This is a genomic window from Janthinobacterium sp. SUN073 (genome assembly GCF_030397665.1).
Lineage (GTDB): Bacteria > Pseudomonadota > Gammaproteobacteria > Burkholderiales > Burkholderiaceae_D > Janthinobacterium.
Map to the genome: position 1 here is coordinate 1,141,501 of NZ_JAPUBT010000001.1, position 24,072 is coordinate 1,165,572.

Consider the following 24,072-nt stretch of genomic DNA (forward strand, 5'->3'; position numbering starts at 1 on the left):
CCGGCTATTGTGGTTAACCACAATAGCCGGCTCCCGATAAGCCGCTACCCTGCCAGCCATGCCGACTCCCCCCACCCTTGCACGCCGCTTCAAGCTATCGAGCCCGATGCGCTGGCTGCTGCCCGTCATCCTGCTGCTGCTGTTCCTGTCCATCCTGTTCTGGCTGCCCTGGCAGGCGCGCCAGATGGAAAGCAACGAGCGCCAGGAGCAGCTGATCGCCGACACGCTGTGGGTGGAGCAAACCATCCGCTTCCAGCTGGCGCGCAACGAGGAAAGCCTGTTCAACCTGGGCGTGGACATCGCCAGCGCCTCGCTGAGCGCGGAAAAAGTGCACGAACGGCTGCAGCAGATGCTGCGCAATGGCCGCGAATTACAGCGCGTGCTGTGGCTCGACACGGGCGGCAAGGTGCTGGCCAGCAGCGACAACAGCCTGCCGCACGCGCTGGCGTTTTCACCGGCCTCGCTGACGGCGGCCGACAATGCGCGCCGCCTGCACCGGGGGCAGTATGCCCAGCCCTCGCAGCAAAGCGGCTTTCCCGACGCGCCGCCGGGCGCCATGCTGATGGATTACCACCAGCCCCTGTTCGATGGCCAGCGCTATGTGGGCAGCCTGGTGGCCACCTACCAGATCAGCAGCCTGCTCGATGAAATGGTGCCGTGGTGGTTCGCCCAGGATAACCAGATTTCGCTGATCGACCGCGACGACAAGGTGCTGGCGCGGCGCGCCGCCGCCGGTCCCGGCCACGGCGTGTACACGCACAAGCGCGCGCTCGACGTGCCCGGCGCCAGCATCACCCTGTTTACCGACAGCGTGAAAAGCCAGCCCAAGCTGCTGCCCAATCTGCTGGTCGGCTCCGTCATCGCCCTGTCGCTGGGTTTGCTGTGGAGCTTGCTGGCCCTGTGGCGGCATATTTCGCGCCGCCTGGTGGCCGAAGGGGCGCTGCGCCAGCAGATGCTGTTTCGCACGGCGATGGAAAACTCGCTGGTGACGGGCATGCGCGCGCGCGACCTGGAAGGCCGCGTCACGTATGTGAATCCAGCGTTCTGCCAGATCGTCGGTTATCCGGCCGAGGAAATCCTGGGCCGTTTGCCACCCATGCCCTACTGGGTGCCGGAAGCACTGGAGGAATACCAGCAACGCTTCGTCAAGGCGCTGGCCGGCAATCCCACGCCGCAGTTCGAAACCTATTTCCAGCGCCCCGACGGCACGCGCGTGGCCGTGCTGATCTTCGAAGCGCCGCTGGTGGACAAGAACGGCAAGCAGACCGGCTGGATGGGTTCCGTGCTCGACATTTCGGACCGCAAGCGGGTCGAGGAACTGAATCGCCAGCAGCAGGAAAAACTGCAGACGAGTTCGCGCCTGGCCACCATGGGCGAGCTGGCCTCGATGCTGGCGCATGAACTGAACCAGCCGCTGGCGGCCATCTCCAGCTACACCACGGGCGCGCTGAACCTGATCCGCCGCGCCATCGAGCATGACGCGCCCATCGATCCGAACACCCTGAAGCCGGCGCTGGAGCAGGCCGGCGCGCAGGCGCAGCGGGCCGGCCAGATCATCCGCAGCGTGCATGATTTCGTGCGCAAGAGCGAACCGCAGCGCCAGGATATCGCCATCCGCACCCTGATCGACGGCATCCGCGCGCTGATCGACCTGCAGGCACGCAAATACTATGTCACCATCCAGGAAGAGCTGCCGCCGGACCTGCCGCTGCTGCGCGCCGACCCCGTGATGATCGAACAAGTACTGCTGAACCTGACACGCAACGCCATCGAGGCGATGCAGGACGCGGCGCCCGGACGGCGTATCATGCGCCTGCGGGCCAGCCACGATGCGCGGCAGGGCATGGTGACGGTGGACGTGATCGACCATGGCCATGGCATTCCCCAAGACGTGGCCGAGCGGCTGTTTTCGCCGTTTTTCTCGACCAAGTCCGAAGGCATGGGCATGGGCCTGAACATCTGCCGCACCGCCATTGAATTTCACGGCGGCGCGCTGACCTTCGGCGCCAACCCCGCTGGCGGTACGATCTTTACATTCAGCGTGCCGGCCGCGCCGCGCACCAAGCACTAACCGATAACCAATAACGACGAGCCGGAGACACCATGCTACACATCATCGACGACGAAGAGGTCGTACGCGACTCGCTGTCCTGGCTGGCCGCCTCGCGCAGCATCGACGCGCGCATCTACGCCAGCGCCCAGCAATTCCTCGATAGCCTCGACGGCAGTTTCGACGCCGCCGGCGACTGCGTGCTGCTCGACGTGCGCATGCCCGACATGAACGGCATTGCCCTGTTCGACCAGCTGGTCAAGCGCGACCTGACGGCGCGCCTGCCGGTGATTTTCCTCACCGGCCACGGCGACGTGCCGATGGCCGTCGACAGCCTGAAACGGGGTGCCTTCGATTTCTTTGAAAAGCCGTTCAACGACAACGACCTGATGGACCGCGTGCAGCAGGGCCTGGCCAATTCGCGCCAGGCGGGCGAACTGGCCGCCGTGCACGCGCGCCTGGCTACCCTGTCGACGCGCGAACGCGAAGTGCTGGACCTGATTTTGGCGGGCAAGATGAACAAGGTGGTGGCCGACAAGCTGGGCATCAGCATGCGCACCGTGGAAGTCCACCGCGCGCATATCTTCGACAAAATGCAGGTCAAGACGGCGGTGGAGCTGGCGGGGTTGTTGAAGTAAGTTGAAATCTGGGGTCAGACCCTCAAACGCGTCGACGTAATATCATACGTCGACGCATGAGGGGGTCTGACCCCGGCTTTAATCAGTTGTCATGGTGCTCATGGTGCTCTTCCACGCCATGCTTCCAATAGCTGGCCACATGCAGATGCTGCTTCGGCACCCCGGCGTCAATAAAGTGCCCGCGCAAGCCCTGCACCTGCGCATGCTCGCACGCGACCCACACGTAGCCATCGCCATCCCGCGGCAAGGCGACCTGCGCCAATTCTTCCAGCAACAGCGGCCCCTTGCGGCCATTGCGCGCCACCCAGCGCACGTCCAGCTGCGCCGCGCACTCGAGCGCGATCTGTTCGCCGTCTTCGACGATTTCGATCACGGCAATGGCCCGCGCCGTGGCCGGCAGCTGCTCCAGGCGGCGGGCAATCGCCGGCAAGGCCGTCTGGTCGCCCACCAGCACATACCAGTCAAAATCGAACGGCACCAGCATCGAGCCGCGCGGTCCGCCCACGCCCAGGGTCTGGCCGGGCACGGCTTGCGCCGCCCACAGCGATGCAGGCCCGTCGCCATGCAGCACGAAATCGATTTCCAGCTCGCGCCGTTCGGCGTCATAACGGCGCGGCGTGTAGTTGCGGGCGATGGGACGCGCGCCTTCCGCGTACTGGATCGGGTTGGCGCCGTTGCCCAGCATGGGAAGCACGGGGGTAGTCTCGCCCGGGGCGGGGAAGAACAGTTTCACGTGATCGTCGTGCGCTGGCGAGACAAAGCCGTCCAGGTCGTCGCCGGCCAGCGTGATGCGGCGCATGTGCGGCGTCAGTTGCTCGGTGCGCACGACGGTGAGCACGCGCAGTTTCAAGTCATGCCGCACGCGCTCGATGGCGTGCGGGCGTGGTGTTGCTGGTGATGCGGTAGTCATTGCTTATCCTTGTAAAGTTGGCTCAGTGGCCGTCGACGATGGCGTTCGCCGCCTGTTCCAGCACGGCGGACACGCGCTCGGCTTCCGCCTCGCTCCAGTTGCTCTTGTTCAGCAACAGCGCATGCTTGAGGGTGTGCATGGCCTGGTGCACGCGCTCGGGCAAGGCGTTTTTCGCCTGGACGCGGGCGAACATGTCGAGGCGGGCCAGGATGCCGTCCACCTGGGCGCGGTTCTCGTCGAGATAAGCGCGCCCCAGGTCCGTGATCGTATAGAGCTTCTTGCCGCTGGCGCTTTCGGAGGACGTCACGTGGTCCTGCTCCTCCAGCAAGGTCAGGGTCGGATACACGGCGCCCGGGCTGGGGGCGTAGGCGCCGCCGCAACGCTCTTCGATGGCCTTGATGATTTCATAGCCGTGGCGGGGGCTGATTTCGATCAGCGCCAGCACGATCAGCGGCAGGTCGCCGCGGCCGAAGACGCGCTCGGCCCGCTCACCGCGCCCTCGTCCACCGGGGCCACCGGGACCGCCATGGCCCATGCCGTCGCCGCGCTCGTCGAAGCCGCGCGGGCCACGGCCATGCATGAAGTATTCGTGGCGGTGTTCGCCGTGATGGTGGTGGTGGCCGCAATGGCCGTGTTCTGCGTGGTGTGAGTTTCTCATGTTTTCTCTTTAAAGATATATCGTTAGTAGGTATCGTAATTTTATAACGATACATCGATAAGTCAAGGAGAAATTTGTTATGCTCTTCTTTTCCCACTCCACACGCTCATGCCATGCCTGACAAAAACGCCTTTGAGAAGATGTATGTGAAAAATGCCAAGGCCCTGGCCGTACTCAATGACGGCAGCGAGCATGGGGAATTGCTGGCGCAGTTGCCTGCGGAGCGGCTGGTACGGGACGGTGAAAATGCCGACTGGCTATTGCTGTTCGCGCGCAGCCGCGCGGAACTGGAGCAGTATCTGCCGATGGCGCAGGCGCGCCTGGCGCCCGGCGGCGCGCTATGGGTGGCGTACCGCAAGGGCGGCGCGAAGGCGGGCAGCGACATCCAGCGCGACGATATCCGCAGTTTTGCGCAAACAATAGGGCTCGACAGCGTGGCGATGGTCGCCATCGACGCCGCCTGGTCGGCGCTGCGCCTGAAACAAGGCTAAACGCAGGTCAGGCGACGCCGTGCAGCGCCAGCGCCCATTCGACGTGCTCGCGCACGATGGCCGACGGGTGCTCGCGGCGCGACAGCAAGGCCGCGACGATATCGGCCTGCCCCCTGGCCTTGGCGGCCGCGTTGCCCATGCCGACGGCCAGGTTGCGCAGCCAGCGTTCGTGGCCGATACGGCGGATCGCGCTGCCTTCCATGCGGCGGCTGAATTCCTCTTCCGTCCAGGCGAACAGCTCCACCATGCCGGCGCTGCCCAGGCTGTGGCGCTCGTCGAAGTCGGGCACGACGGCGCGCTGGGCGAACTTGTTCCACGGGCAGACGGTCTGGCAATCGTCGCAGCCGTACACCTTGTTGCCGATCAAGGGGCGCATCTCGACGGGAATGGCGCCCTTCAATTCGATGGTCAGGTAGGAGATGCAGCGGCGCGCGTCGAGCTGGTACGGCCCCAGGATGGCCTGCGTGGGGCACACCGTGATGCACGCCGAGCACTGGCCACAGCGTGGCGTTTCCGGCGGGTCGACGGGCAGCGGCACGTCGATGAGGATCTCGCCGAGGAAGAAGAAGGAGCCACCCTGGCGGTTGATCAGCAAGGTGTGCTTGCCGCGCCAGCCCAAGCCCCCTTTTTGCGCCAGCTCGACTTCCATCACGGGCGCCGAATCGCTGAAGACGCGGTAGCCGAAGTCGCCGATCTCGTCCTTGATGCGCTCGGCCAGCTGCTGCAGGCGCGAACGCATCACCTTGTGATAGTCGCGCCCCCGCGCATACACGGAAATGACGGCCGCCGACGGATCGGCGTCGCGCGCCGCTTCGTGGGCGCGCCAGTCGGGACCCAGCGCCGGCGGCAGATAATTCATGCGCGCGCTGATGGCGCGCACCGTGCCCGGCACCAGTTCGGCCGGGCGCGCGCGCTTCATGCCGTGGCTGGCCATGTAATCCATTTCGCCGTGATACCCTGCATCGAGCCAGGCTTGCAAGGGCGCTTCCATGTGCGACAAGTCCACGTCGGCGATGCGCACCTCGGCAAAACCGAGCTCGCGCCCCCATTCTTTGATGGTGCGCGCCAGGACGGCGAGATCGGTGATGGTGGCGGACATAGGGGACTTTACGGAAAACGGCAGGCGCGTGGGCGGTTACAATGACAGCAGCCTCCATTTTATGCGATACCGAAGATCATGACCGAACACTTCAAAGCCCACCTCCACGACGAAGCCGGCACCGCCGCGCTGGGCGCCGCGCTGGCGCGCGCGCTGGCGCCCGGCCTGGCGATCTACCTGCACGGCGACCTGGGTGCCGGCAAAACGGCCCTCACGCGTGCCCTGCTGCATGCGGCCGGCCATGCGGGCCACGTGAAAAGCCCCACTTATACGCTGTCCGAACCATACACGGTGCAGCTCGACGGCCAGAGCGTCAACGTCATCCACTTCGACCTGTACCGCATGGGCAGCGCCGAGGAATTTCTCGATGCCGGTTTTCGCGAAGACTTCGACGGCCGTAATATCTGCATCGTCGAATGGCCCGAGAAAGCCGAACCGGTGCTGCCGCCGGCCGACCTGAATATTTATTTGAACGTTGCGGGGTCAGGACGTGATGTAGAATTGCAAGCGTCTTCTGAATTGGGTCTGTCATGCCTTCACCGTCTCAAATTCGCCCCGAACCTTTGATCTCCTCGCCCATCACCCGGCGCACGGTACTGAAGGCCGGCGGCACCCTGCTGTTGTCCGTGTTCGCGCCCATGTCGGCGATGGCGGCGCAAATTCTCGCCGTGCGCGTCTGGCCGGCCGAGGACTACACGCGCGTCACCCTGGAAAACGACAGCATCCTGAAGGCGACCCACTTCATCGTCAAGGACCCGGAACGGCTGGTGGTCGACATCGAAGGACTGGAGCTCAATCCCACCTTGAAAGGCCTGGTGGCGAAGATCCAGTCGAACGACCCGTACATCAAGCAGGTGCGCGTGGGCCAGAACCGGCCCAACGTGGTGCGCCTGGTGTTCGACCTGAAAGAGGAAGTCACGCCGCAGCTGTTTACCCTGCCGCCGGCCGGCTCCTACAACCACCGCCTGATCTTCGACCTGTATCCCGTACACGAGCCGGACCTGATCGCGCAGATGATCGAAAAGGGCGACTGGTCGAGCGACCCGGCCAAGCCACCGATGGCCGGCACGCATACGCCGCCACCCGCGCTGCCCCTGCCCGACAGCGGCAAGCCGCCCGTGGCCATCGCACCGCCGGTGGCGACCATCGTGCCGCCCGTGCCCGAACTCCGCCCGGAACAGCGCCCCGAAGCGCGCCCCCTGCCGGGCCAGAAAGTGGTGCGCATGATTACCATCGCGCTCGACCCCGGCCACGGCGGCGAAGATCCAGGCGCCATGGGCAGCCGCGGCAGCCGCGAAAAAGACGTGGTACTGGCCATTGCCAAGCGCCTCAAGACCAAGCTGGAACTGCAGCCGAACATGCGCGTCATGCTCACGCGCGACGCCGATTTCTTTGTCCCGCTGGGCATGCGCGTGGAAAAGGCGCGCAAGGTGCAGGCCGACCTGTTCGTCTCGATCCACGCCGACGCGTTCATCCAGCCGACGGCGCGCGGCTCGTCCGTCTTCGTGCTGTCCGAAAAGGGCGCCACCTCGACGGCTGCGCGCTGGCTGGCCAACAAGGAAAACCAGGCCGACCTGATCGGCGGCGTGAACGTAAAGAACCACGACAAGCAACTGGCCAGCGTCCTGCTCGACCTGTCGACGACGGCGCAGATCAACGACAGCATGAAGCTGGGCAAGGCCGTGCTGCGCGAAATCGGCGGCATCAACCGCCTGCACAAGGGCTCCGTCGAGCAGGCCGGCTTCGCCGTGCTCAAAGCGCCGGATATCCCTTCCATCCTGATCGAGACGGCCTTCATCTCGAATCCGGAAGAAGAAGCCAAGCTGACCGACAATGGCTACCAGGACCAGATGGCCGACGCCATCGTCACGGGCATCAAGAATTACTTTGCCAAGAATCCGCCGCTGGCGAAAAGCCGTCTGACCTGACATGGACACCCGCATGAACAAGAGTACTTTTGGCCAGTTGCCTGCCGTGACCATCCGCGCCGCCGATGGCGCGCAGGCGACGCTGACTTTATATGGCGGCCACTTGGTCTCCTGGAAGACCAGCGATGGCCAGGAGCGCCTGTTCTACAGCCGAGATTCCGCCCTCGACGGCAGCCGCGCCATCCGCGGTGGCGTACCTGTGATCTTTCCCCAGTTCGGCGCGCGCGGCACGGGCATGCGCCACGGCTTTGCGCGCGTGGCGACCTGGCAGCTGGAATCGACCGGCGACGCCGATGGTGCCGCCTGGGCGCAATTCATCCTGCACCACACGGACCTGCCGGACGCAATCGCCACCACCTGGCCCTGCGCCTTCACCCTGCGCCTGCGCGTGGCCGTCAAGGCACGGTCGCTGGAACTGCAGCTGTCCGTGCACAACACGGGCGAGCAGGCGTTCCCGTTCTCGGCCGCCCTGCACAGTTATTTTGCGATCGATCAATTGAGCGAGGCGCGCGTCAAAGGCCTGCAGCGCGTGCGCTATTCGGACGAGACGCCGCAAGATGCCTTGCAGGCGGAAGAGTTGCTGCAATTCGCGGACAAGCTGGACCGCATCTACTACCAGCTGCCGGGCGCCTTGCACCTGCAGTCTGGCAGCCACACCCTGCGCCTGGAGCAGCAGGGTTTTACGGATGCCGTCGTGTGGAACCCCGGCGCGCAAGACGCGGCCGCCCTGCCCGACCTGGCCGACGACGAATACCAGCGCTTCATCTGCATCGAGCCGGCGCTGATCCAGCCCGATATGCTCGCTGCCGGGGCGGAATGGACCGGCCGCCAGCACCTTGAATTTATTTAATTTGATTCTTTGATGATGCGTCCGCTGGCAGGTTGCACCGGGCGCGCATTCAAGGGATACAAGCGGCTGAACAACGCCATCTGCGCCGGCGACGCCTGCACCGGCTGCTTCATCACCAGCCACAGCACGCCCTCGCTGCATGGCGGCGAAGTCAGCGACCCCATATACGTGTAGTAATCGCGCCGCGCCGGCAGCATCTCGGCCGGATCGAGCAGGATGGTCGGTTGCATGGTCTCGAATTTTTCCAGCGGCAGGTTATTCCACACCGTCTGAATGGTCGCTTGCGGCGCACCGCGTTCCAGCAGCAGGGCCAGCACGGCCAGCCGGCCTTCCGCATCGCGGTGCACCAGGTGCACCACCATTTCAAACGCCTTGCCATTGATGCGCTCTTCGGACGGGCGGTGGAAATGGAATTGCTGCAGCTCGAACATGCGGTTCTGCACCGTGATGTAATTGCCGCCACTCACGCCCACCTGCACCGTGTGGCCATTGTCGACCACATTGAACGATGACGGGTGGTAGTCAAAGCTGATCTGCTCGAGTTCCACTTTCATGCCATCGCGGATATCGATCGGCGACTGGCGGCTGCCATTGCCGCACTTGGCCCAGTCGACATTGATCTTGCTCCAGTTGGCCGGGCCGCTGTCGCCCTCGTACGACCAGTGCGTGCCGCGCGCCACGGGAGGAGGTGGTGGTGGCGCCGCTTTCACCACCGCGGCGCGCTTGGCGCGGGCGGCGGCGCGGGCCGCCTGGGTGGCGCGCATTTCCGCCAGGCGCGCCGCGATACGTTCGGACAGGTCGACTTCCGCCGCTTCTTCCTTCTCGCGCGCCGTGGGCGCGACGACGACAGACGCCTTGACCTCCTTGCCCTCCTTGCCCTTCACCGATTCGGTCAGGGTTTTCATGGCGGCCGCGCGCGCCGACGCCGACATGGGCGCGGATGCGCTGGCGCTCGCCGCAGCGGGGGCATCTTTGGCGCTTGCCATGACCGCCATCGCGGCAAGGCTGCAAGCTAACAGGGCGCTCAAATGTCGCATGGAAATCCAGAAAGTGAGAATACCCTCTGGTTTACGGCTGGAAAGCAACAAAACTTGAATCAGTGGGGGAGTAAAACAGAAATGCGGAGAAGAAAATTAATCCAGGGCCAGCTGCGGACGGCGCCGCAGCGTGCTTGCCCTGGATCGACGGAGCGTCAAGCCGACTTGCCGACCATGCGCTTGTAGAGTTTCCACATGCCGCCCAGTACCACCGGCACCACGGCGGCACCGACACCGATCAGCACGATCAAGGTCAGGTGGTCGCGGATCCACGGGATATTGCCGAAGAAGTAGCCCGCCGTCACCAGACCGATCACCCATAACAGGGCGCCCGTCACGTTGTACATCTGGAAGCGCGCATGCGTCATGTCGGAAATGCCGGCCACGAACGGCGCGAAGGTGCGCACCACCGGCACGAAACGGGCCAGGATGATGGTCTTGCCGCCATGCTTTTCAAAGAATTCATGCGTACGGCGCATGGCATCCTTGTTGATCCAGCGGTAATCATGGGTAAACACCCTTTGCCCGATGGCCTCGCCTATCCAGTAATTGAGCGTGTTGCCCGTGACGGCGGCCGTCACCAGCAAGGCAATCAGCAAGCCCAGGTGCATCTGTCCCGTCGCGCAAAACGCGCCGGCGATAAATAACAAGGTATCCCCAGGGAAGAAGAACAGCACCACGAGGCCTGTCTCGCAAAAAATAATGGCAAACAGCACGGCATACACGAGGGTACCGTACTGCTCGATCAAGAGACCCAGCGTCTTGTCGACATGCACGATCATGTCGAGGAATTGCACAAAATCCATATATTTTTCCCTAAAGGTAGCGGCGGAATCATACACCACCCGGCCAGCGCAACGGCAGTCCCCTGCCCGATATTTCAGGATTAATTATGTGCTGCCCTTGCGCGTGTGGCAATTTAAGTAAAGGTTAAGGAAACGCCGCATCGGCAGGCAACTATCAGTATTGCTATCTGCAATGTTTTTCCAACGAAATATTGCCATTCCGGTATACACTTTCTGACCGGTGCAATCCGCGCCGACCAGGAGAGAATATGTATTTGCATTCACTGAGCGGCCTGACCATGGCCACCGTGCTGGGCCTTGCCCAGCTGTCCGCCCACGCGGCGCCTGTCCAGATCAAGGCACCCGCCGAACTGCCCCCCAAGGCGACCTTGGCCGATGTGATCAAGGCATCCAAGCCGTCCGACTGGCGTGCGCTGGACCCGGACAACACCCTGTACATGGACATTCCCGCCGGCCGCGTGGTGATCGAGCTGGCGCCCGACTTCGCGCCCAAGCACGTGGCCAATATCAAGGCCCTGGTGGCAGAACAGTATTACGACGGCCTGGCCATCACGCGCGCGCAGGACAACTGGGTGGCGCAGTGGGGCGATCCGAACGAGAAAAATCCCAAGCCCATCTTGCACGCCCGGCGCACCCTGCCCGGCGAATTCACGGTCCCTTTGACAAACATCAAGAGCTTCACGCGCCTGCCGGACCTTGATGGCTATGCGCCGCAAGTGGGCCATTCGAACGGTTTCCCGTCCGCGCGCGATCCGAAAACCGGCACGGCCTGGCTCACGCATTGCTATGCCACCGTGGGCGTGGGCCGCGACAGTGCCAGCGACAGCGGCGGCGGCACCGAGCTGTACGCCGTCATCGGCCAGTCGCCGCGCCACCTGGACCGCGACATCACGGTCGTCGGCAGAGTCGTCGCCGGCATGCCATTGCTGTCGACCCTGCCGCGCGGCACGGCTCCCATGGGTTTTTATGACAGCCCCGAGAAAAACGTGCCGATCAAGGCCATCCGCCTGGCCGCGAGCGTACCACCCGAGCAGCGCACGAACCTGGAAGTGATGCGCACCGACAGCGCCACCTACCAGGCCGTGCTGGAAGCCCAGCGCCACCGCGGCGGCCCGTGGAGCAAGGTCACGGCCGGCCACGTCGACCTGTGCAATGCGCCGATACCGGTGCGGGAAGTGGGGAAGTAAAGCGCCCCGAAGGGCAAATTCCGGGGTCGTACCCTGAGGGTACGACCCCAGCCTTCGTTTTGGGTTTCGAGCATCAGCACAGCAGCGCCTCCCCTTGCGAACCCGTTATAATCAGGGCATGAACGCTCCCATCACGCCCCACCGCCCGATCCAGGCCCTGCCTGACCAGTTGATTTCGCAAATCGCCGCCGGCGAGGTGGTCGAGCGGCCATCGGCCGTGGTCAAGGAGCTGCTGGAAAACGCCCTCGACTCGGGCGCCACGCAGATCACGGTCCGCCTGGAAGAAGGGGGCGTGAAACGCATCGCGATTACCGACAACGGGCGCGGCATCGATAAAGACCAGCTGCCGCTGGCCCTGGCACGCCACGCCACCTCGAAGATCGCGTCATTAAGCGACCTGGAAAACGTGGGCACCCTGGGCTTTCGCGGCGAGGCGCTGGCGTCCATCGCCTCGGTCGCCGCCGTCACACTGACGTCGCGCACGGCGGACGCCGCCCATGCGTGGGAAATCGTCGGCTCGCACAATGGCAGCGTCTCGCCCTCGTCGGGCGCGCACGGCACCACGGTCGACGTGCAAGACCTGTATTTCAACACGCCCGCGCGGCGCAAGTTCCTGAAATCCGAGCAGACGGAATACGGCCACTGCGCCGAAGTCGTGCGCCGCATCGCCCTGGCGCGACCGGACGTGTCGTTCTCGCTGTCGCACAACGGGCGCACCATCGACCAGTGGAATATCAGCGAACTGGCCAAGCGCAGCGCCCACATCCTGGGCAATGACTTCGCCGAAGCGCGGCTGGCGCTGGACGAGTCGGCCGGCACCCTGCGCATCCACGGCTTTGCCGGCTTGCCGACGGCCTCGAAGGCGCGCGCCGACGCCCAGTTCTTTTATGTCAACGGGCGCTTCGTGCGCGACAAGCTGCTGGTGCATGCCGTGCGCATGGCCTACCAGGACGTGCTGCATGGCGACCGTTTTCCATCGTACGTGCTGGCGCTCGACCTCGACCCCGCCCTGGTCGACGTCAATGTGCACCCGTCGAAGATCGAAGTGCGCTTCCGCGACAGCCGCTCCGTGCACCAGTTCGTCTTCCATGCGGTGCAGCGCGCGCTGGCGCAAACCTCGGCCACGGCGTTTGGCAGCGTGCCGGCGCCCCTGCCAGCCGCCTCCACCCTGAGTGGCGACAGCGCTGGTGCGGGTTTGAGTGGTTCTGGCATCTGGCGCCGCGAGCAGACGCAGACATCGTTCGGCACACAATTCACGAATACCTTTGCGCCCGCCTCGCCCGGCGCGGCGCGCCCCTTCTTTGCCGACGCGCCAGGCGTGGGGCAAGACACGGCGGCCTATGGCGCCCTGTTCGGCGGCGCCGCCGCCAGTTCTCCGGTCACGCAGGTGGAGCCGTACATCGCCTCGCCCGAAGCGATGGCGCGCGAAGAATACCCGCTGGGCTTTGCCCTGGCCCAGCTGCATGGCATCTACATCCTGGCGCAAAACACCAAGGGCCTGGTGCTGGTCGACATGCACGCGGCGCACGAGCGCATCCTGTACGAGCAGCTGAAGAACGCGCTGCAGGCGCAGGTGTCGGGCCAGGATATGCAGGTGCAATCCTTGCTGATACCCGTGACGTTCTACGCGGACGCCATCGAAGTGTCGACGGCGAATGAAAACCAGGACACCTTGAAAGCGCTGGGCTTCGACATCGCCGCCCTGTCGCCCACCACCCTGGCCGTGCGCTCCGTGCCGACCCTGCTGAAAAACGCCGACGCGCAAACCCTGGCGCGCGACGTGCTGCGCGACGTGCGCGAATACGGCGGCTCGCGCGTGCTGATCGAGCGCCAGAACGAATTGCTGGGCACCCTGGCCTGCCACACGGCCGTGCGCGCCAACCGCATTCTGTCGGTGCAGGAGATGAATGCCCTGCTGCGCCAGATGGAGAGTACGGAACGCGCCGACCAGTGCAACCATGGCCGGCCCACGTGGGTGCAGGTCGAGATCAATGCGCTCGATAAATTGTTCCTGCGCGGGCAATAATTTCAACCCCAGCAGCAAAGGCTGGGGTCGGACCCTCAGGGTCCGACCCCGGTATTTTGACGTTGGGGTTTGCATCACACAAAACACAGACCACCATGACAATCCCCCCACACCTCCCCCTGGCCGTCGCCATCATGGGCCCCACGGCCAGCGGCAAGACGGCCAGTGCACTGGCCATCGCGCAAGCCATCCCGTCCGAGATCATCTCCGTCGATTCCGCCCTCGTTTACCGGGGCATGGATATCGGCACGGCCAAGCCGTCGCAAGAAGAACTGGGCCAGGTACCGCATCATTTGATCGACATCATCGATCCGCTCGATGCGTATTCCGTGGCGCAGTTCCGCAACGATACGCTGCGCCTGGTGAGCGAAATCTCCGCGCGCGGCAAGCTGCCGCTGCTGGTCGGCGGCACCATGTTGTACTTCAAGGGCCTGGCCGATGGCCTCGACGACTTGCCCGGCGCCGATCCTGCCTTGCGCGCCCAGCTGGAAGAGGACGCGGCCGCCATCGGCTGGCCCGCCATGCATGCACGCCTGGCGCAGCAAGACCCCGTCACGGCCGCGCGCCTGGCGCCGCAGGACGCACAGCGCATCGGCCGCGCGCTGGAAATCATCGCCCTGTCGGGCCAGCCCATGTCGGCCCTGCTGGCACGGCGCGAAAAGACCGTGCTGCCGTTCCAGCTGCAGTCGTTCGCGCTGGAACCGTCGGACCGCGCCGTGCTGCATGCGCGCATCGCCACGCGCTTCGACCTCATGCTGAAAAACGACGCCCTGCTCGACGAAGTGGAGCATTTGCGCCGGCGCGGCGACCTGCATCCGGGCCTGCCCTCGATGCGCTGCGTGGGCTACCGCCAGGCGTGGGAGTATCTCGACGGCCGCATCGACCGCGCCACCCTGCGCGAGACGGGCATCATCGCCACGCGCCAGCTGGCGAAACGACAACTGACCTGGCTGCGCTCGATGCCGGAACGCATCGTCATCGATTGCCTGGGTGCCGATCCGGCCGCGGCCATGCTGGCGCAAATCCGGCCGTTGCTGAAATAATCATGAACGCTGCGGTACGCAAAAAATCCGCACATTTTTTTGCGCCGGCATTGACAAGGAAATGCGAAGACTGGATAATGCTCGGCTGTTGGGTGATATAGCTCAGTTGGTTAGAGCACAGCATTCATAATGCTGGGGTCGGTGGTTCAAGTCCACCTATCACCACCAAAGAACATCGATCAGGTTTGCCCTGGTCAAAACCAGCATCCGGTCTGACCGGTCTGTTTGGTGATATAGCTCAGTTGGTTAGAGCACAGCATTCATAATGCTGGGGTCGGTGGTTCAAGTCCACCTATCACCACCAAGAATTAGCAGCATCGAAAAACCCGCCACTGCCCCGTGCAGCGGCGGGTTTTTTCATTTCCGGCATCGCCGCGCATGCGGCCTGCGCACAACACCTGCGCCACTCGCATGCAATCGGGGATTGTGACAAACCGCCACTGTCGCTTACAATGAGAATAATTCTCATTCATATTATTCATCGCCCATGTCCGCCATCCAGCCCAGCCTGCAACAGCAAGTGCAGTCGCTCTACAGCGAACATCACGGCTGGCTGGTCGGCTGGCTGCGCAAAAAACTCAGCTGCCCGCATGGCGCGGCCGACGTGGCGCAAGACACCTTCGTGCGCATCATCGCCTCGCGCGACGCCCTGTTCGGCATGCGCGAGCCGCGCGCCTACTTGTCCACCACGGCGAAGCGCCTGCTGCTCGACCGCGCGCGCCGCCAGATACTCGAGCGCAGCTACCTGGCGGAACTGGCCCTGCTGGCCGACAGCCTGCCCGGCGCGCCGTCGCCGGACGAGATCCTGATGGCCGTGCAGGCGCTCGGGCAGATCGCCACGGCGCTGGATGGTTTGTCCAGCAAGCCGCGCGACGCCTTTTTGCTGCATTACCTGGAAGAGCAATCGCAGGCCGCCGTGGCCGCGCAACTGAACGTCTCCACGCGCATGGTGCAAAAATACCTGGTGCAAGCCTTGCTGGCCTGCCGCCACGCCTGCCCGGCCATGGCGGCATGAATAGCACGCGCCCCGATGTGGCAGCCGAGCAGGCCGCCCGCTGGATCGTGCGCCTCAGCGCCGACGACCCGGCCGAGCGCGACATCGCACAGGCCGGCTTCGCCGCGTGGAAGGCGGCCGACCCGCTGCACGCGAGCGCAGCCGCCGGCATGGAAAACCTGCTGCGTCAATTGAACGCCGTGCGCGAGCCGGCCGGCGGCGACCATCGGCCCGCGCGCGCCGCCCTGGCCGCCATCGCCCCCAAGCGTCCCCGCCTGCGCCAACTGGCCGCAGCCAGCGCCGTGGCCGTGCTGCTGCTGACCGGTGCGCTGCTCGTCGGCGAGCGCCCCGCCTATCTGCTGGCCGACCTGCGCAGCCCCACCGGGCAATGGTCCGCGCATACCCTGGCCGATGGCAGCCGGATCACCCTGGCCGGCAACAGCGCCGTCAACGTGCGTTTCAATGCGGGCGAGCGGCATGTGGAGCTGGTGCGTGGCGACATCCTCGTCGACGTGGCCAAGGATGCGCAGCGTCCCTTCTTCATCGACAGCGAGCATGCGGCGATCCGCGCGCTGGGCACGCGTTTTACCGTGCGCAGGGACGATGGCGCCACCATCCTGAGCATGCTGGAATCCAAGGTGCTGGCGCAGGTGCCGCAACATCCGGCCGTCGTGGTGCAGGCGGGCCAGCGCACGCGCATCACGGACGATGGCGTCGGGCCACTGACAAGCATCGATGCGGCCAGCGTGCAGGATGCGTGGCGCGCGCGCCAGATGGTGGTCGACGACTTGCCGCTGGCCGAGGTGCTCGACGAACTGGCGCGCCACCGCCCAGGCCAGCTGCACTACGACCGCGCGCAGATCGCGGGCATCCGCGTGGCCGCCGTGCTGCCGCTGGACGACACGGACAAGGCGCTGCAGCTACTCATCGACAATTTCCCGCAACTGCGCATCCGCATGCTGACGCGCTATCTGGTGATGGTCGACGCCCCCGCCAGCGGCGCCGCAAAAAAATAAATGCCCGCGCAGGTTCGTGTTGACGCATCTCGTGCGTCAAGGCAGCTGAGATCAATCAAAAAAGGCTGTCACCATGTCCGCTCGAATCGTTACCGTTTCCTCCCCGCGCGCGCTGCGCACGCGGCTGCATCCATTCGCCCTGGCCGCCCTGCTGCTGGCCGGCGCCGGCCTGCACACGCAGGTGCTGGCCCAGGCCGCCCCGGCTGTCGCCAGCTACGCCATCCCCGCCGGTCCGCTGGCCGGCGCCCTGAACCGCTATGCCCAGCAGGCTGGCGTGTCCATCGTCATCGACGCCTCCAAGGTGCAGGGGCTGCAGACGGCCGGCCTGCAGGGCAGCTACGCCCTCGAGGACGGCTTCGCCGTGCTGCTGCGCGGCAGCGGCTACGCCATCGGCAAGACGCCCACCGGCTATGTGCTGGTGGCTGCGCCGGCGTCCGCAGCCACGGCGGCGACCAGTGCCGCCTCGGCGGCCGAGCGCACCATGCCCTCGATTACCATCGTCGGCCAGGCCGAACAAGGCGCCACCACGGAAGGCAGCGGCTCCTACACGGCGCGCAAAATCACCCTCGGCAAGGGCGAGCAGTCGATGAAGGACATGCCGCAATCGGTGAGCGTGCTGACACGCCAGCGCCTGGACGACCAGGGCATCACGGACTTGCGCGAGGCCGTCAACAACGTCACCGGCGTGGTGGGCGTGCATGGCGTGGGACCGGGCGTGGTCATCACGGCGCGCGGTTTCCAGATCGATCAATGGCAGTACGACGGCGTGCCCATCGACCGCAACACCTATGCGCTGGGTAACTGGGGCCAGGAAAACATGGTCATCTACGACCGCCTGGAAGTGCTGCGCGGCGCCTCGGGCATGCTGGTCGGTACGGGCAGCCCCGGCGGCTCCGTCAGTCTGGTGCGCAAGCGCCCGACCGCCGGGCGCAGTGTCAGCATGACGGCGCGCGCCGGCTCGTGGGACCATTACGGCGCCCAGCTCGACGTCAGCATGCCCTTGAATGCGGATGGCAGCCTGCGCGGACGCGCCATCGTCGATGAAGACGATACCCATTCCTTCGTCGACCAGGTGTGGAGCCAGAACCGCACCCTGTACGCGGCGCTCGACTACGACCTGGGACCGGCCACCACCCTGGGCCTGGCCATCAGCAACGTCAACGACCACGGCCGTCCCACCTTTATCGGTCTGCCCCGCTACGCGGACGGCAGCGCGCTGAACCTGCCCCGCTCCACTTTCACGGGCGCCGACTGGAACCGCAGCGAAGCCAGGCAAACCAACGTGTATCTGGACCTGGAACACCATTTCAACAGCCAGTGGAGCCTGAAGGCATCGGCCGTAAACATGAAGGAAAACACCAGCTCCGTGCACCAGCGCGTGGCCATGCCCATTAATCCCGACGGCAGCGGCGCGCGCTATGGCGACTTTGGCATGGATTTCGACAACCGCAAGCGCGGCATCGATACCTACGTGCGCGGTAAATTCGACGGCCTGGGCATCGCGCAGGAAGTCCTCGTGGGCGCCAGCTATGTCACGATGGCGTCGGACGACGTCTATGCGCGCGCCTGGGAATCCGGTGCGGACGTTTTCAACATCAGACACAACCGCCCATGGCAAGACCTCGACAGCATCGCCGCGCGCGGCGTGCGTCCCGTCAGCACCTATGAAATACGCCAGAAAGGCCTGTATGGCAGCTGGAACGGCCAGTTGACCAGCAAGCTGAAAGCCGTGCTGGGTGGACGCTTCAGCTGGTACGACTTCGTGTATGCGACGCCCAAAGGTCCTGAAGAACAGCTCAACGCCAGCGCCAGGTTCACGCCATCGGCGGCACTGATTTACGCGCTCGATCCGCAATGGTCGGCCTACGCCAGCTATGCCGACATCTTCACGCCGCAAAGCATCCGCGATGCGCAAGACAAGGTCCTCAAGCCCATCACGGGCAGCAACTACGAGGCGGGCATCAAGGGGGAACTGATGGATGGCACGGTGAACACCTCGCTGGCCGTGTTCCGCTACGACCACAAGAACCGTGCCGTCACCGACTATGCTGCGGGCATGGTGTGCCCCGACGGGTACTGCTCGCGCGCCTCGGGCAAGGTGCGCAGCCAGGGCCTGGAAGCGGAAGTGTCGGGCGAAGTGGCGCGCGGCTTGCAGCTGTCGGCCGGCTACGCCTATACGACGACGACCTATCTGAACGACCCGGACGAGCAGGGCAAAGTCTTTTCCACCTGGACGCCAAAGCACATGCTGCGCGTGTGGTCCAGCTACACGCTGCCCGGCGCCTGGGACAAATTCAGCGTGGGCGCCGGCGTCAACACGCAAAGCCATACGCTCGATACCAATCGCACCTTCAAGGTTGCCGGTGTCTCGATCTGGAATGCACGCATGGCCTGGCAAGCCACGCCGCAAGTGGCCCTGTCGGTCAACGTCAACAACGTCTTCGACAAGCGCTACATCATCCCGGCCTACAACACCACCGGGTCGAACAACTACTATGGCGAGCCGCGCAACGTGCAGTTCACCTTGAAGTACACGCCGAAGTGGTAGGCTGACACGCTGCGGTGACAGCACAGGCGGGCCGGCATTCAGCCGTGCCCGCCTTTTTTTCGTTCAGTGCTAGGCTGGTATTCGAGAAATTATCCACCGAGAAAAAAACCATGCCCCCACCGCTTTCCCTGTCCAGCATTGCGCTGGCCCTGGCCTGCTGCGCCAGCCACGCCCTTGCCACCGATGGCGACTACCAGACCAAGACACCCTACGCGCCGCAGCAGGACCCGGCCACCTATGCCGCGCCGCCGGCCGGCTTCCAGCCCATCTTCACGCAACTGGTGGCGCGCCACGGTTCGCGCGGGCTGACCGGCATGAAGGGCGACGCGGCCCTGTACGCGATGTGGAGGCAGGCGGCCGCGCAGGATGCCTTGACGCCGCTGGGACGCGAACTGGGGCCCAACATCCTGGCTCTGATGCAGGCCAACGCACTGCTCGGCCATGGCGTGGCCGGTATCGACAAACCAGGCTATGGCAACCTGACGCGGACGGGCATCGAGGAACACCGGCAGCTGGCCGCGCGCCTGCTGGCGCGCCTGCCTACCCTGTTCGCGCAAGTGGGACAGGACGCGGCCACGGCGCCGCGCCAGCTCGTCACCATCCATTCCGGCGTGGACCGCGCACGCGACAGTGCGCGCTTCTTCACGCAATCGCTGCTGGAACACGCGCCCGCGCTGGCCCCCTTGCTGTACCTGCCGCCCGCGCCGGCGCCGTACCCGCAGGGACGCACGCCCGCAGTACAGCCGATATTACAACCGGATGGCGTCAACCGTTTCCTGCTGTACGCGCACAAGCTGGCACCACGGACGGATTTTGTAGCCGATCGCGCCAACCCGTATTTCGCCACCTATGCCGCCAGCCAGGCCTACCAGCGCTACGAAAGGACCAAGCAGCTGCATGCGCTGATGGACGCCCCGGCCAGGGAACCGGCAGCGGCCGCGCATGCGCGCCATGTACTCGAACGGCTGTTTACGCCAGCCTTCCTGGCGCAGTTTCACGGCGGCGCCACCAGCTATGCGGACACGGGCAGCTATACCTTCACCAGCGCGGACGGCAAACTCACGCGCACCATGACGGGCAACGGCAAGACCGTCATCCGCAGCCTGAATGCGGCCGCCACGCAACTGTATGAGTTGTATGCGATCGCCGCCGGCATGCGGCATGAGGTGCCGGCCGATTTCAGCCGCTACATGCCGGCCGAGGATGCGCGCTATTACGCGTCTGTCGCCGACCACGAGGATTTTTACCAGAAGGGACCGGCCACCACGGCCAGCGCGGGCATGACCTGGCGCTTCGCGCTGGCCTTGCGCGAGGATTTTTTCAATGAAGTCGATGCGCTGGCCGCCGGTGACCTGCGCCACGCGGCCAAGCTGCGCTTCACGCACGCCGAAATGATCATCCCGCTCGCTTCGGCCATGGGCTTGCAGCAGCCGCTGCCGCCAGAAACCAGCTACAGCCATGCAGACAGTCCGTGGCGCGGCCAGAGCGTCTCGCCACTGGCGGCCAACATGCAGTGGGATGTGTACCGCAACGGCGATGCTCGGCTCATCGTGCGCCTGCTGTACAACGAAAAGGAAACACCGTTCCAGCCATCGTGCGACGGCGCCCGCATCGCACCAGGCAGCGTCTTCTACGACTACACGGGGCTCAAAGCCTGTTACGGCCACGCGGCGGCGCAATAAAAAAGCCGCCAGCTGGGCAGCTGGCGGCTTGTGGGGCACTCAGATGGTGCGTGCGCGTTGACTCGTTTATTGCCAGGCTTCCTTGCCTGCCCTCGGCTTGCCCACCATCAGCAGCGCGCCCAGGGTCAGCACGGCCGCCAGCGACAGGTAATAGCCCACGTATTGCAAGCCATGGTTGGTGGCCAGCCAGGTGGCGATGTACGGCGCCAGCGAGGCGCCGAGGATACCCGCCAGGTTGAACGTCAGCGAGGCGCCCGTGTAGCGCACTTCCGGCGGGAACAGCTCGGACAGCATGGTGCCCAGCGGTCCGTAGGTCATGCCCATCAGGCCCAGGCCGACGGCCATGAAGAGCGTCACTTCCCACGTCACGCCGGAGCCGAACATCGGGGCCAGCACCAGGCCGAAGATGGCGATGGCGACGGAGACCCAGATCATGGTGGCGCGGCGGCCGCGGCGGTCGGCCAGCACGGCCGAAAACGGAATCGTCAGCGCAAAGAACAGCACGGCGAACAGCTGCACGACGAGGAATTCCTTGCGCGTGAAGCCCAGCTTGGTCGTGCCCCAGCTCAAGGCAAACACCGTCATCAGGTAGAACAGCACGAAGGTGGCCAGGGCGATGATGGTGCCCAGGAACAGCATGCGGCCATGCTGGCGGAACACTGTGGCGACGGGCAGTTTGACGACTTCGTTCTTGTCGATGACTTTCTGGAAGTCCGGCGTTTCCGTGATCTTCAGACGCACATACAGGCCGACGATGACCAGCAGCGCGCTGGCCAGGAACGGGATGCGCCAGCCATAGCTGAAGAATTGCTCATCGGTCAGGGTTTCACTGAGCAGCAGGAAGATGCCGCCCGACAGGAAGAAGCCGATTGGCGCGCCCAGCTGCGGGAACATGCCGTACCAGGCGCGTTTGCCCGGTGGCGCGTTTTCCGTGGCCAGCAGTACCGCGCCGCCCCACTCGCCGCCCAGGCCCAGGCCCTGGCCGAAACGGCACAGCGCCAGCAGCAACGGCGCCAGGGTGCCGATGGCGGCGTAGGTCGGCAGCAAGCCGATGATGACGGTGGAAATACCCATGGTCAGCAAGGCGGCCACGAGAGTCGCCTTGCGGCCGATGCGGTCGCCGAAGTGGCCGAATACGGCCGAGCCGATGGGACGGGCGAAGAAGGCGATGGCAAACGTGGCCAGCGACTGCAGCACGGCGGCCGACGGGTCGCCGGCGGGGAAGAACAGTTTCGGGAACACCAGCACGGCGGCGGTGGCGTAGATATAAAAGTCAAAGAACTCGATGGTGGTGCCGATCAGGCTGGCGAACAGCACCGTGCCGGGGGAATTTTTCTTGGGGGGGGTGCTCATTTACTGCGCTCCTTGGGGAGGGTGTCTAAAGGCCATTCTCTGGATGTTTTTTCAGGCAGCAGCACAGCACGTTGTATAAAGTAACCGCCAGTAAATTCTTGTTATTTCTGACTTCCATAAGCGGCGCGCTGCTGCGTTGGCAGCCGCTCGCAGTGCTCGCACTGCGTCGCGACAGCCGCCTTGCATCACATCCGCTTCTGTTCGTCATAAATTTACAATAATTTCCCGACGATTACTTCGCGCGTCGTTCGCATATCATAGCCGTGCACGCACGCATTTGCCGCGCATTTGCTATTAAATTTGCAAACAAAAACAACGGTTTTTGTTGCCGTAGCGAACTGCCGGCAACGCGCGCTATCGCGCTGTGATCAGTGCTGATTTAGAGAAACAACGGTCGTGCGCCATCCGGTTACCCGGGGCACGGCAGGAAAGGCGTCAGGGGATGGGCGACGTGTATCAGGCCCGGCGTATCGCCAGGCATTCCGTACCAGACCCGCGCGTCGGCATCGCGGCATCGGTCATTTGTGGTGAATCCTTGCCTGCGGCCCCTCCGGGTGGAGCGGGCCGGCGATGATCGCGCTGCATCACGAAGGATGCGGTTGATCTTGCTGTAAGCGGCTTATCATACGCGCAGTGGTGCAGTGCGGCAAGAAGTTGTGATGGAGCATGTGCGGTGGTGTCGGCTTACGCTGCGCTAAGCCGACCTACGCCGACCTACGCATCAATCAATGCAAAAGCCTGCTCAATCTCGCTGCTGTCGAGCGGACGCACGAGGCGCGCCACTTCCTGGCCATCTTTCAAAAAGATCAGGGTCGGCCACAGTTTCACCCGGAATGAACGCCCCAGGACACGGCCGGGGCCGTCTTCCACGCGCAGATGCGGCACCCCGGGGTGCTGCGCAAAGGCGGCGGCCAGCGGCGCCTGGGTGGCACGGCAATGGCCACACCAGCCCGTGCCGAATTCCAGCAGGGCCGGTCCCGCCAGGGCGTCGATCTCGGCGCGCGTGGGTTGTGCTACAGAATACGTGTCGTTCATCATGCCGTTTTCCTTGTCAGCTTAGACCACTTTCACGCGCAAAGTGCCCAGGCCATCGATGGCCCCCACCAGCTCGTCGCCGCGCTGCACGGCCGCCACGCCGGCCGGCGTGCCCGTGTAGATCAGGTCGCCCGGCTGCAAGGTGAAATAGGTCGACAGGTCGGCGATGGTTTCGGCCACGTTCCAGATCAGCATGTCGACGCTGCTGCCTTGACGCAGCGCACCGTTCACGTGCAGGGTGATGGCGGCATGCTGGACGTCGCCCGCCAGCGCGGCCGGGGTGATGGGACCGATGGGCGCCGAGTGCTCGAACGCCTTGCCCGTTTCCCACGGACGGCCCAGTTTTTTTGCCGCGCCCTGCACATCGCGGCGCGTCATGTCCAGGCCGATCGCATAACCCCACACGTGGCTCAGCGCGTCAAACACGCCGATATCGCTGCCGCCCTTGCCGATGGCCACCACCAGTTCCATCTCGTGCTGGAAATCCTGCGTTTGCGGCGGATACGGCAACTCGCCCGTCGTGCCGGCTGGCACGGGCAGCACGGCGTCGTTTGGTTTCATGAAGAAAAACGGCGCCTCGCGGCCCGTGTGTCCCATTTCCTTGGCGTGGTCGACATAGTTGCGGCCCACGCAATAGATACGGTGGACCGGGAAAGTATCAACGCTGCCGGTGACGGGAACGCTGGGCTGGATGGCTGCGGGAATGACATACGACATGAAG

General features: G+C 64.6%; 22 protein-coding genes and 2 tRNA genes. 16 read left to right on the forward strand and 8 right to left on the reverse strand.

Annotated elements, in window-relative coordinates; all coding sequences use genetic code 11:
- The first annotated feature begins 58 nt into the window (after positions 1 to 58).
- Complete coding sequence (locus O0882_RS05160; protein WP_289945877.1) at positions 59 to 2,071, forward strand: PAS domain S-box protein; 2,013 nt, start codon at positions 59 to 61, stop codon at positions 2,069 to 2,071.
- Positions 2,072 to 2,103: 32 nt separating this feature from the next.
- Positions 2,104 to 2,688 (forward strand): response regulator, encoded by a 585-nt coding sequence (locus tag O0882_RS05165; RefSeq protein ID WP_289945880.1) that lies wholly within the window; start codon positions 2,104 to 2,106, stop codon positions 2,686 to 2,688.
- Between the two features lie 82 nt (positions 2,689 to 2,770).
- On the opposite strand, the gene O0882_RS05170 is transcribed toward O0882_RS05165, so the two are convergent.
- Together O0882_RS05170 and O0882_RS05175 are read right to left on the reverse strand one after the other, a co-directional pair.
- Positions 2,771 to 3,598 carry a siderophore-interacting protein gene (locus O0882_RS05170; RefSeq protein WP_289945882.1) on the reverse strand — a complete coding sequence of 276 codons (828 nt, stop codon included), beginning with the start codon at positions 3,596 to 3,598 and terminating at the stop codon, positions 2,771 to 2,773.
- Positions 3,599 to 3,620: 22 nt separating this feature from the next.
- Positions 3,621 to 4,256, reverse strand: a complete 636-nt coding sequence (locus O0882_RS05175) for a PadR family transcriptional regulator (RefSeq protein ID WP_289945883.1) — start codon at positions 4,254 to 4,256, stop codon at positions 3,621 to 3,623.
- A 113-nt stretch (positions 4,257 to 4,369) separates the two neighbouring features.
- On the opposite strand from O0882_RS05175, the gene O0882_RS05180 reads away from it, so the two are divergent.
- Positions 4,370 to 4,747, forward strand: coding sequence for a DUF3052 family protein (locus tag O0882_RS05180; protein WP_289945885.1), 378 nt, complete (start codon positions 4,370 to 4,372; stop codon positions 4,745 to 4,747).
- A gap of 7 nt (positions 4,748 to 4,754) precedes the next feature.
- On the opposite strand, the gene queG is transcribed toward O0882_RS05180, so the two are convergent.
- Positions 4,755 to 5,846 (reverse strand): tRNA epoxyqueuosine(34) reductase QueG, encoded by a 1,092-nt coding sequence (queG, locus tag O0882_RS05185; RefSeq protein ID WP_289945888.1) that lies wholly within the window; start codon positions 5,844 to 5,846, stop codon positions 4,755 to 4,757.
- A gap of 78 nt (positions 5,847 to 5,924) precedes the next feature.
- Here queG and tsaE point away from each other — a divergent pair, with 78 nt between their 5' ends.
- Genes tsaE through O0882_RS05200 form a run of 3 tightly spaced genes read left to right on the forward strand, consistent with a single transcriptional unit; the run spans position 5,925 to position 8,624 of the window.
- The gene (gene tsaE / locus O0882_RS05190) at positions 5,925 to 6,413 is read left to right on the forward strand and encodes a tRNA (adenosine(37)-N6)-threonylcarbamoyltransferase complex ATPase subunit type 1 TsaE (RefSeq protein ID WP_289945891.1); all 489 of its coding nucleotides are present in this window, start codon (positions 5,925 to 5,927) and stop codon (positions 6,411 to 6,413) included.
- Positions 6,377 to 7,774 (forward strand): N-acetylmuramoyl-L-alanine amidase, encoded by a 1,398-nt coding sequence (locus O0882_RS05195; protein ID WP_289945894.1) that lies wholly within the window; start codon positions 6,377 to 6,379, stop codon positions 7,772 to 7,774. The genes tsaE and O0882_RS05195 overlap by 37 nt, the downstream gene beginning before the upstream one ends.
- A gap of 13 nt (positions 7,775 to 7,787) precedes the next feature.
- Complete coding sequence (locus O0882_RS05200; protein WP_289945896.1) at positions 7,788 to 8,624, forward strand: D-hexose-6-phosphate mutarotase; 837 nt, start codon at positions 7,788 to 7,790, stop codon at positions 8,622 to 8,624.
- Here the strand turns inward: O0882_RS05200 and O0882_RS05205 are convergent.
- A complete protein-coding gene (locus O0882_RS05205; protein WP_289945897.1) occupies positions 8,621 to 9,610 on the reverse strand; it encodes a carbonic anhydrase family protein in 990 nt (329 codons plus the stop codon). The genes O0882_RS05200 and O0882_RS05205 overlap by 4 nt on opposite strands.
- On the opposite strand from O0882_RS05205, the gene O0882_RS05210 reads away from it, so the two are divergent.
- The gene (locus O0882_RS05210) at positions 9,528 to 9,719 is read left to right on the forward strand and encodes a hypothetical protein (RefSeq protein ID WP_289946896.1); all 192 of its coding nucleotides are present in this window, start codon (positions 9,528 to 9,530) and stop codon (positions 9,717 to 9,719) included. The genes O0882_RS05205 and O0882_RS05210 overlap by 83 nt on opposite strands.
- A 97-nt stretch (positions 9,720 to 9,816) precedes the next feature.
- Here O0882_RS05210 and O0882_RS05215 read toward each other — a convergent pair whose 3' ends face one another.
- Complete coding sequence (locus O0882_RS05215) at positions 9,817 to 10,467, reverse strand: VTT domain-containing protein (protein ID WP_289945898.1); 651 nt, start codon at positions 10,465 to 10,467, stop codon at positions 9,817 to 9,819.
- 248 nt (positions 10,468 to 10,715) lie between these two features.
- Here O0882_RS05215 and O0882_RS05220 point away from each other — a divergent pair, with 248 nt between their 5' ends.
- The 9 genes from O0882_RS05220 (at position 10,716) to O0882_RS05260 (ending at position 20,963) form a co-directional block, all read left to right on the forward strand.
- Positions 10,716 to 11,654, forward strand: a complete 939-nt coding sequence (locus O0882_RS05220; protein WP_289945900.1) for a peptidylprolyl isomerase — start codon at positions 10,716 to 10,718, stop codon at positions 11,652 to 11,654.
- Positions 11,655 to 11,772: 118 nt separating this feature from the next.
- On the forward strand, positions 11,773 to 13,680 hold the full coding sequence (gene mutL, locus O0882_RS05225; protein ID WP_289945902.1) for a DNA mismatch repair endonuclease MutL: 1,908 nt from the start codon (positions 11,773 to 11,775) through the stop codon (positions 13,678 to 13,680).
- 95 nt (positions 13,681 to 13,775) lie between these two features.
- Positions 13,776 to 14,723: a tRNA (adenosine(37)-N6)-dimethylallyltransferase MiaA gene (gene miaA, locus O0882_RS05230; protein ID WP_289945904.1), complete on the forward strand. Its 948-nt coding sequence runs from the start codon at positions 13,776 to 13,778 to the stop codon at positions 14,721 to 14,723.
- Positions 14,724 to 14,814: 91 nt separating this feature from the next.
- Positions 14,815 to 14,891 (forward strand) — tRNA-Met (locus O0882_RS05235).
- 59 nt (positions 14,892 to 14,950) lie between these two features.
- A tRNA-Met gene (locus tag O0882_RS05240) sits at positions 14,951 to 15,027 on the forward strand.
- A 183-nt stretch (positions 15,028 to 15,210) separates the two neighbouring features.
- The gene (locus O0882_RS05245; protein ID WP_289945906.1) at positions 15,211 to 15,738 is read left to right on the forward strand and encodes a sigma-70 family RNA polymerase sigma factor; all 528 of its coding nucleotides are present in this window, start codon (positions 15,211 to 15,213) and stop codon (positions 15,736 to 15,738) included.
- Positions 15,735 to 16,733 (forward strand): FecR domain-containing protein, encoded by a 999-nt coding sequence (locus O0882_RS05250; RefSeq protein WP_289945907.1) that lies wholly within the window; start codon positions 15,735 to 15,737, stop codon positions 16,731 to 16,733. Before O0882_RS05245 ends, O0882_RS05250 begins: the two co-directional genes overlap by 4 nt.
- Before the next feature lie 73 nt (positions 16,734 to 16,806).
- Positions 16,807 to 19,281, forward strand: a complete 2,475-nt coding sequence (locus tag O0882_RS05255) for a TonB-dependent receptor (RefSeq protein ID WP_289945909.1) — start codon at positions 16,807 to 16,809, stop codon at positions 19,279 to 19,281.
- Positions 19,282 to 19,391: 110 nt separating this feature from the next.
- A complete protein-coding gene (locus O0882_RS05260; protein WP_289945910.1) occupies positions 19,392 to 20,963 on the forward strand; it encodes a histidine-type phosphatase in 1,572 nt (523 codons plus the stop codon).
- 66 nt (positions 20,964 to 21,029) lie between these two features.
- Here O0882_RS05260 and O0882_RS05265 read toward each other — a convergent pair whose 3' ends face one another.
- From O0882_RS05265 to O0882_RS05275, 3 genes are all read right to left on the reverse strand, one after another.
- Positions 21,030 to 22,316, reverse strand: coding sequence for an MFS transporter (locus O0882_RS05265; RefSeq protein ID WP_289945911.1), 1,287 nt, complete (start codon positions 22,314 to 22,316; stop codon positions 21,030 to 21,032).
- 714 nt (positions 22,317 to 23,030) lie between these two features.
- The gene (locus tag O0882_RS05270; RefSeq protein ID WP_289945914.1) at positions 23,031 to 23,354 is read right to left on the reverse strand and encodes a thioredoxin family protein; all 324 of its coding nucleotides are present in this window, start codon (positions 23,352 to 23,354) and stop codon (positions 23,031 to 23,033) included.
- An 18-nt stretch (positions 23,355 to 23,372) separates the two neighbouring features.
- Entirely contained in the window at positions 23,373 to 24,068 is a 696-nt protein-coding gene (locus O0882_RS05275) for a fumarylacetoacetate hydrolase family protein (protein ID WP_289945916.1), read from the reverse strand.
- Positions 24,069 to 24,072 lie beyond the last annotated feature (4 nt).

Coding starts and splice junctions, on each gene's coding strand:
- O0882_RS05160 (WP_289945877.1), top strand. CDS start 59: ATGCCGACTCCCCCCACCCTTGCACGCCGCTTCAAGCTATCGAGCCCG.
- O0882_RS05165 (WP_289945880.1), top strand. CDS start 2,104: ATGCTACACATCATCGACGACGAAGAGGTCGTACGCGACTCGCTGTCC.
- O0882_RS05170 (WP_289945882.1), bottom strand. CDS start 3,598: ATGACTACCGCATCACCAGCAACACCACGCCCGCACGCCATCGAGCGC.
- O0882_RS05175 (WP_289945883.1), bottom strand. CDS start 4,256: ATGAGAAACTCACACCACGCAGAACACGGCCATTGCGGCCACCACCAC.
- O0882_RS05180 (WP_289945885.1), top strand. CDS start 4,370: ATGCCTGACAAAAACGCCTTTGAGAAGATGTATGTGAAAAATGCCAAG.
- queG (WP_289945888.1), bottom strand. CDS start 5,846: ATGTCCGCCACCATCACCGATCTCGCCGTCCTGGCGCGCACCATCAAA.
- tsaE (WP_289945891.1), top strand. CDS start 5,925: ATGACCGAACACTTCAAAGCCCACCTCCACGACGAAGCCGGCACCGCC.
- O0882_RS05195 (WP_289945894.1), top strand. CDS start 6,377: ATGCCTTCACCGTCTCAAATTCGCCCCGAACCTTTGATCTCCTCGCCC.
- O0882_RS05200 (WP_289945896.1), top strand. CDS start 7,788: ATGAACAAGAGTACTTTTGGCCAGTTGCCTGCCGTGACCATCCGCGCC.
- O0882_RS05210 (WP_289946896.1), top strand. CDS start 9,528: ATGGCGGCCGCGCGCGCCGACGCCGACATGGGCGCGGATGCGCTGGCG.
- O0882_RS05205 (WP_289945897.1), bottom strand. CDS start 9,610: ATGGCAAGCGCCAAAGATGCCCCCGCTGCGGCGAGCGCCAGCGCATCC.
- O0882_RS05215 (WP_289945898.1), bottom strand. CDS start 10,467: ATGGATTTTGTGCAATTCCTCGACATGATCGTGCATGTCGACAAGACG.
- O0882_RS05220 (WP_289945900.1), top strand. CDS start 10,716: ATGTATTTGCATTCACTGAGCGGCCTGACCATGGCCACCGTGCTGGGC.
- mutL (WP_289945902.1), top strand. CDS start 11,773: ATGAACGCTCCCATCACGCCCCACCGCCCGATCCAGGCCCTGCCTGAC.
- miaA (WP_289945904.1), top strand. CDS start 13,776: ATGACAATCCCCCCACACCTCCCCCTGGCCGTCGCCATCATGGGCCCC.
- O0882_RS05245 (WP_289945906.1), top strand. CDS start 15,211: ATGTCCGCCATCCAGCCCAGCCTGCAACAGCAAGTGCAGTCGCTCTAC.
- O0882_RS05250 (WP_289945907.1), top strand. CDS start 15,735: ATGAATAGCACGCGCCCCGATGTGGCAGCCGAGCAGGCCGCCCGCTGG.
- O0882_RS05255 (WP_289945909.1), top strand. CDS start 16,807: ATGTCCGCTCGAATCGTTACCGTTTCCTCCCCGCGCGCGCTGCGCACG.
- O0882_RS05260 (WP_289945910.1), top strand. CDS start 19,392: ATGCCCCCACCGCTTTCCCTGTCCAGCATTGCGCTGGCCCTGGCCTGC.
- O0882_RS05265 (WP_289945911.1), bottom strand. CDS start 22,316: ATGAGCACCCCCCCCAAGAAAAATTCCCCCGGCACGGTGCTGTTCGCC.
- O0882_RS05270 (WP_289945914.1), bottom strand. CDS start 23,354: ATGATGAACGACACGTATTCTGTAGCACAACCCACGCGCGCCGAGATC.
- O0882_RS05275 (WP_289945916.1), bottom strand. CDS start 24,068: ATGTCGTATGTCATTCCCGCAGCCATCCAGCCCAGCGTTCCCGTCACC.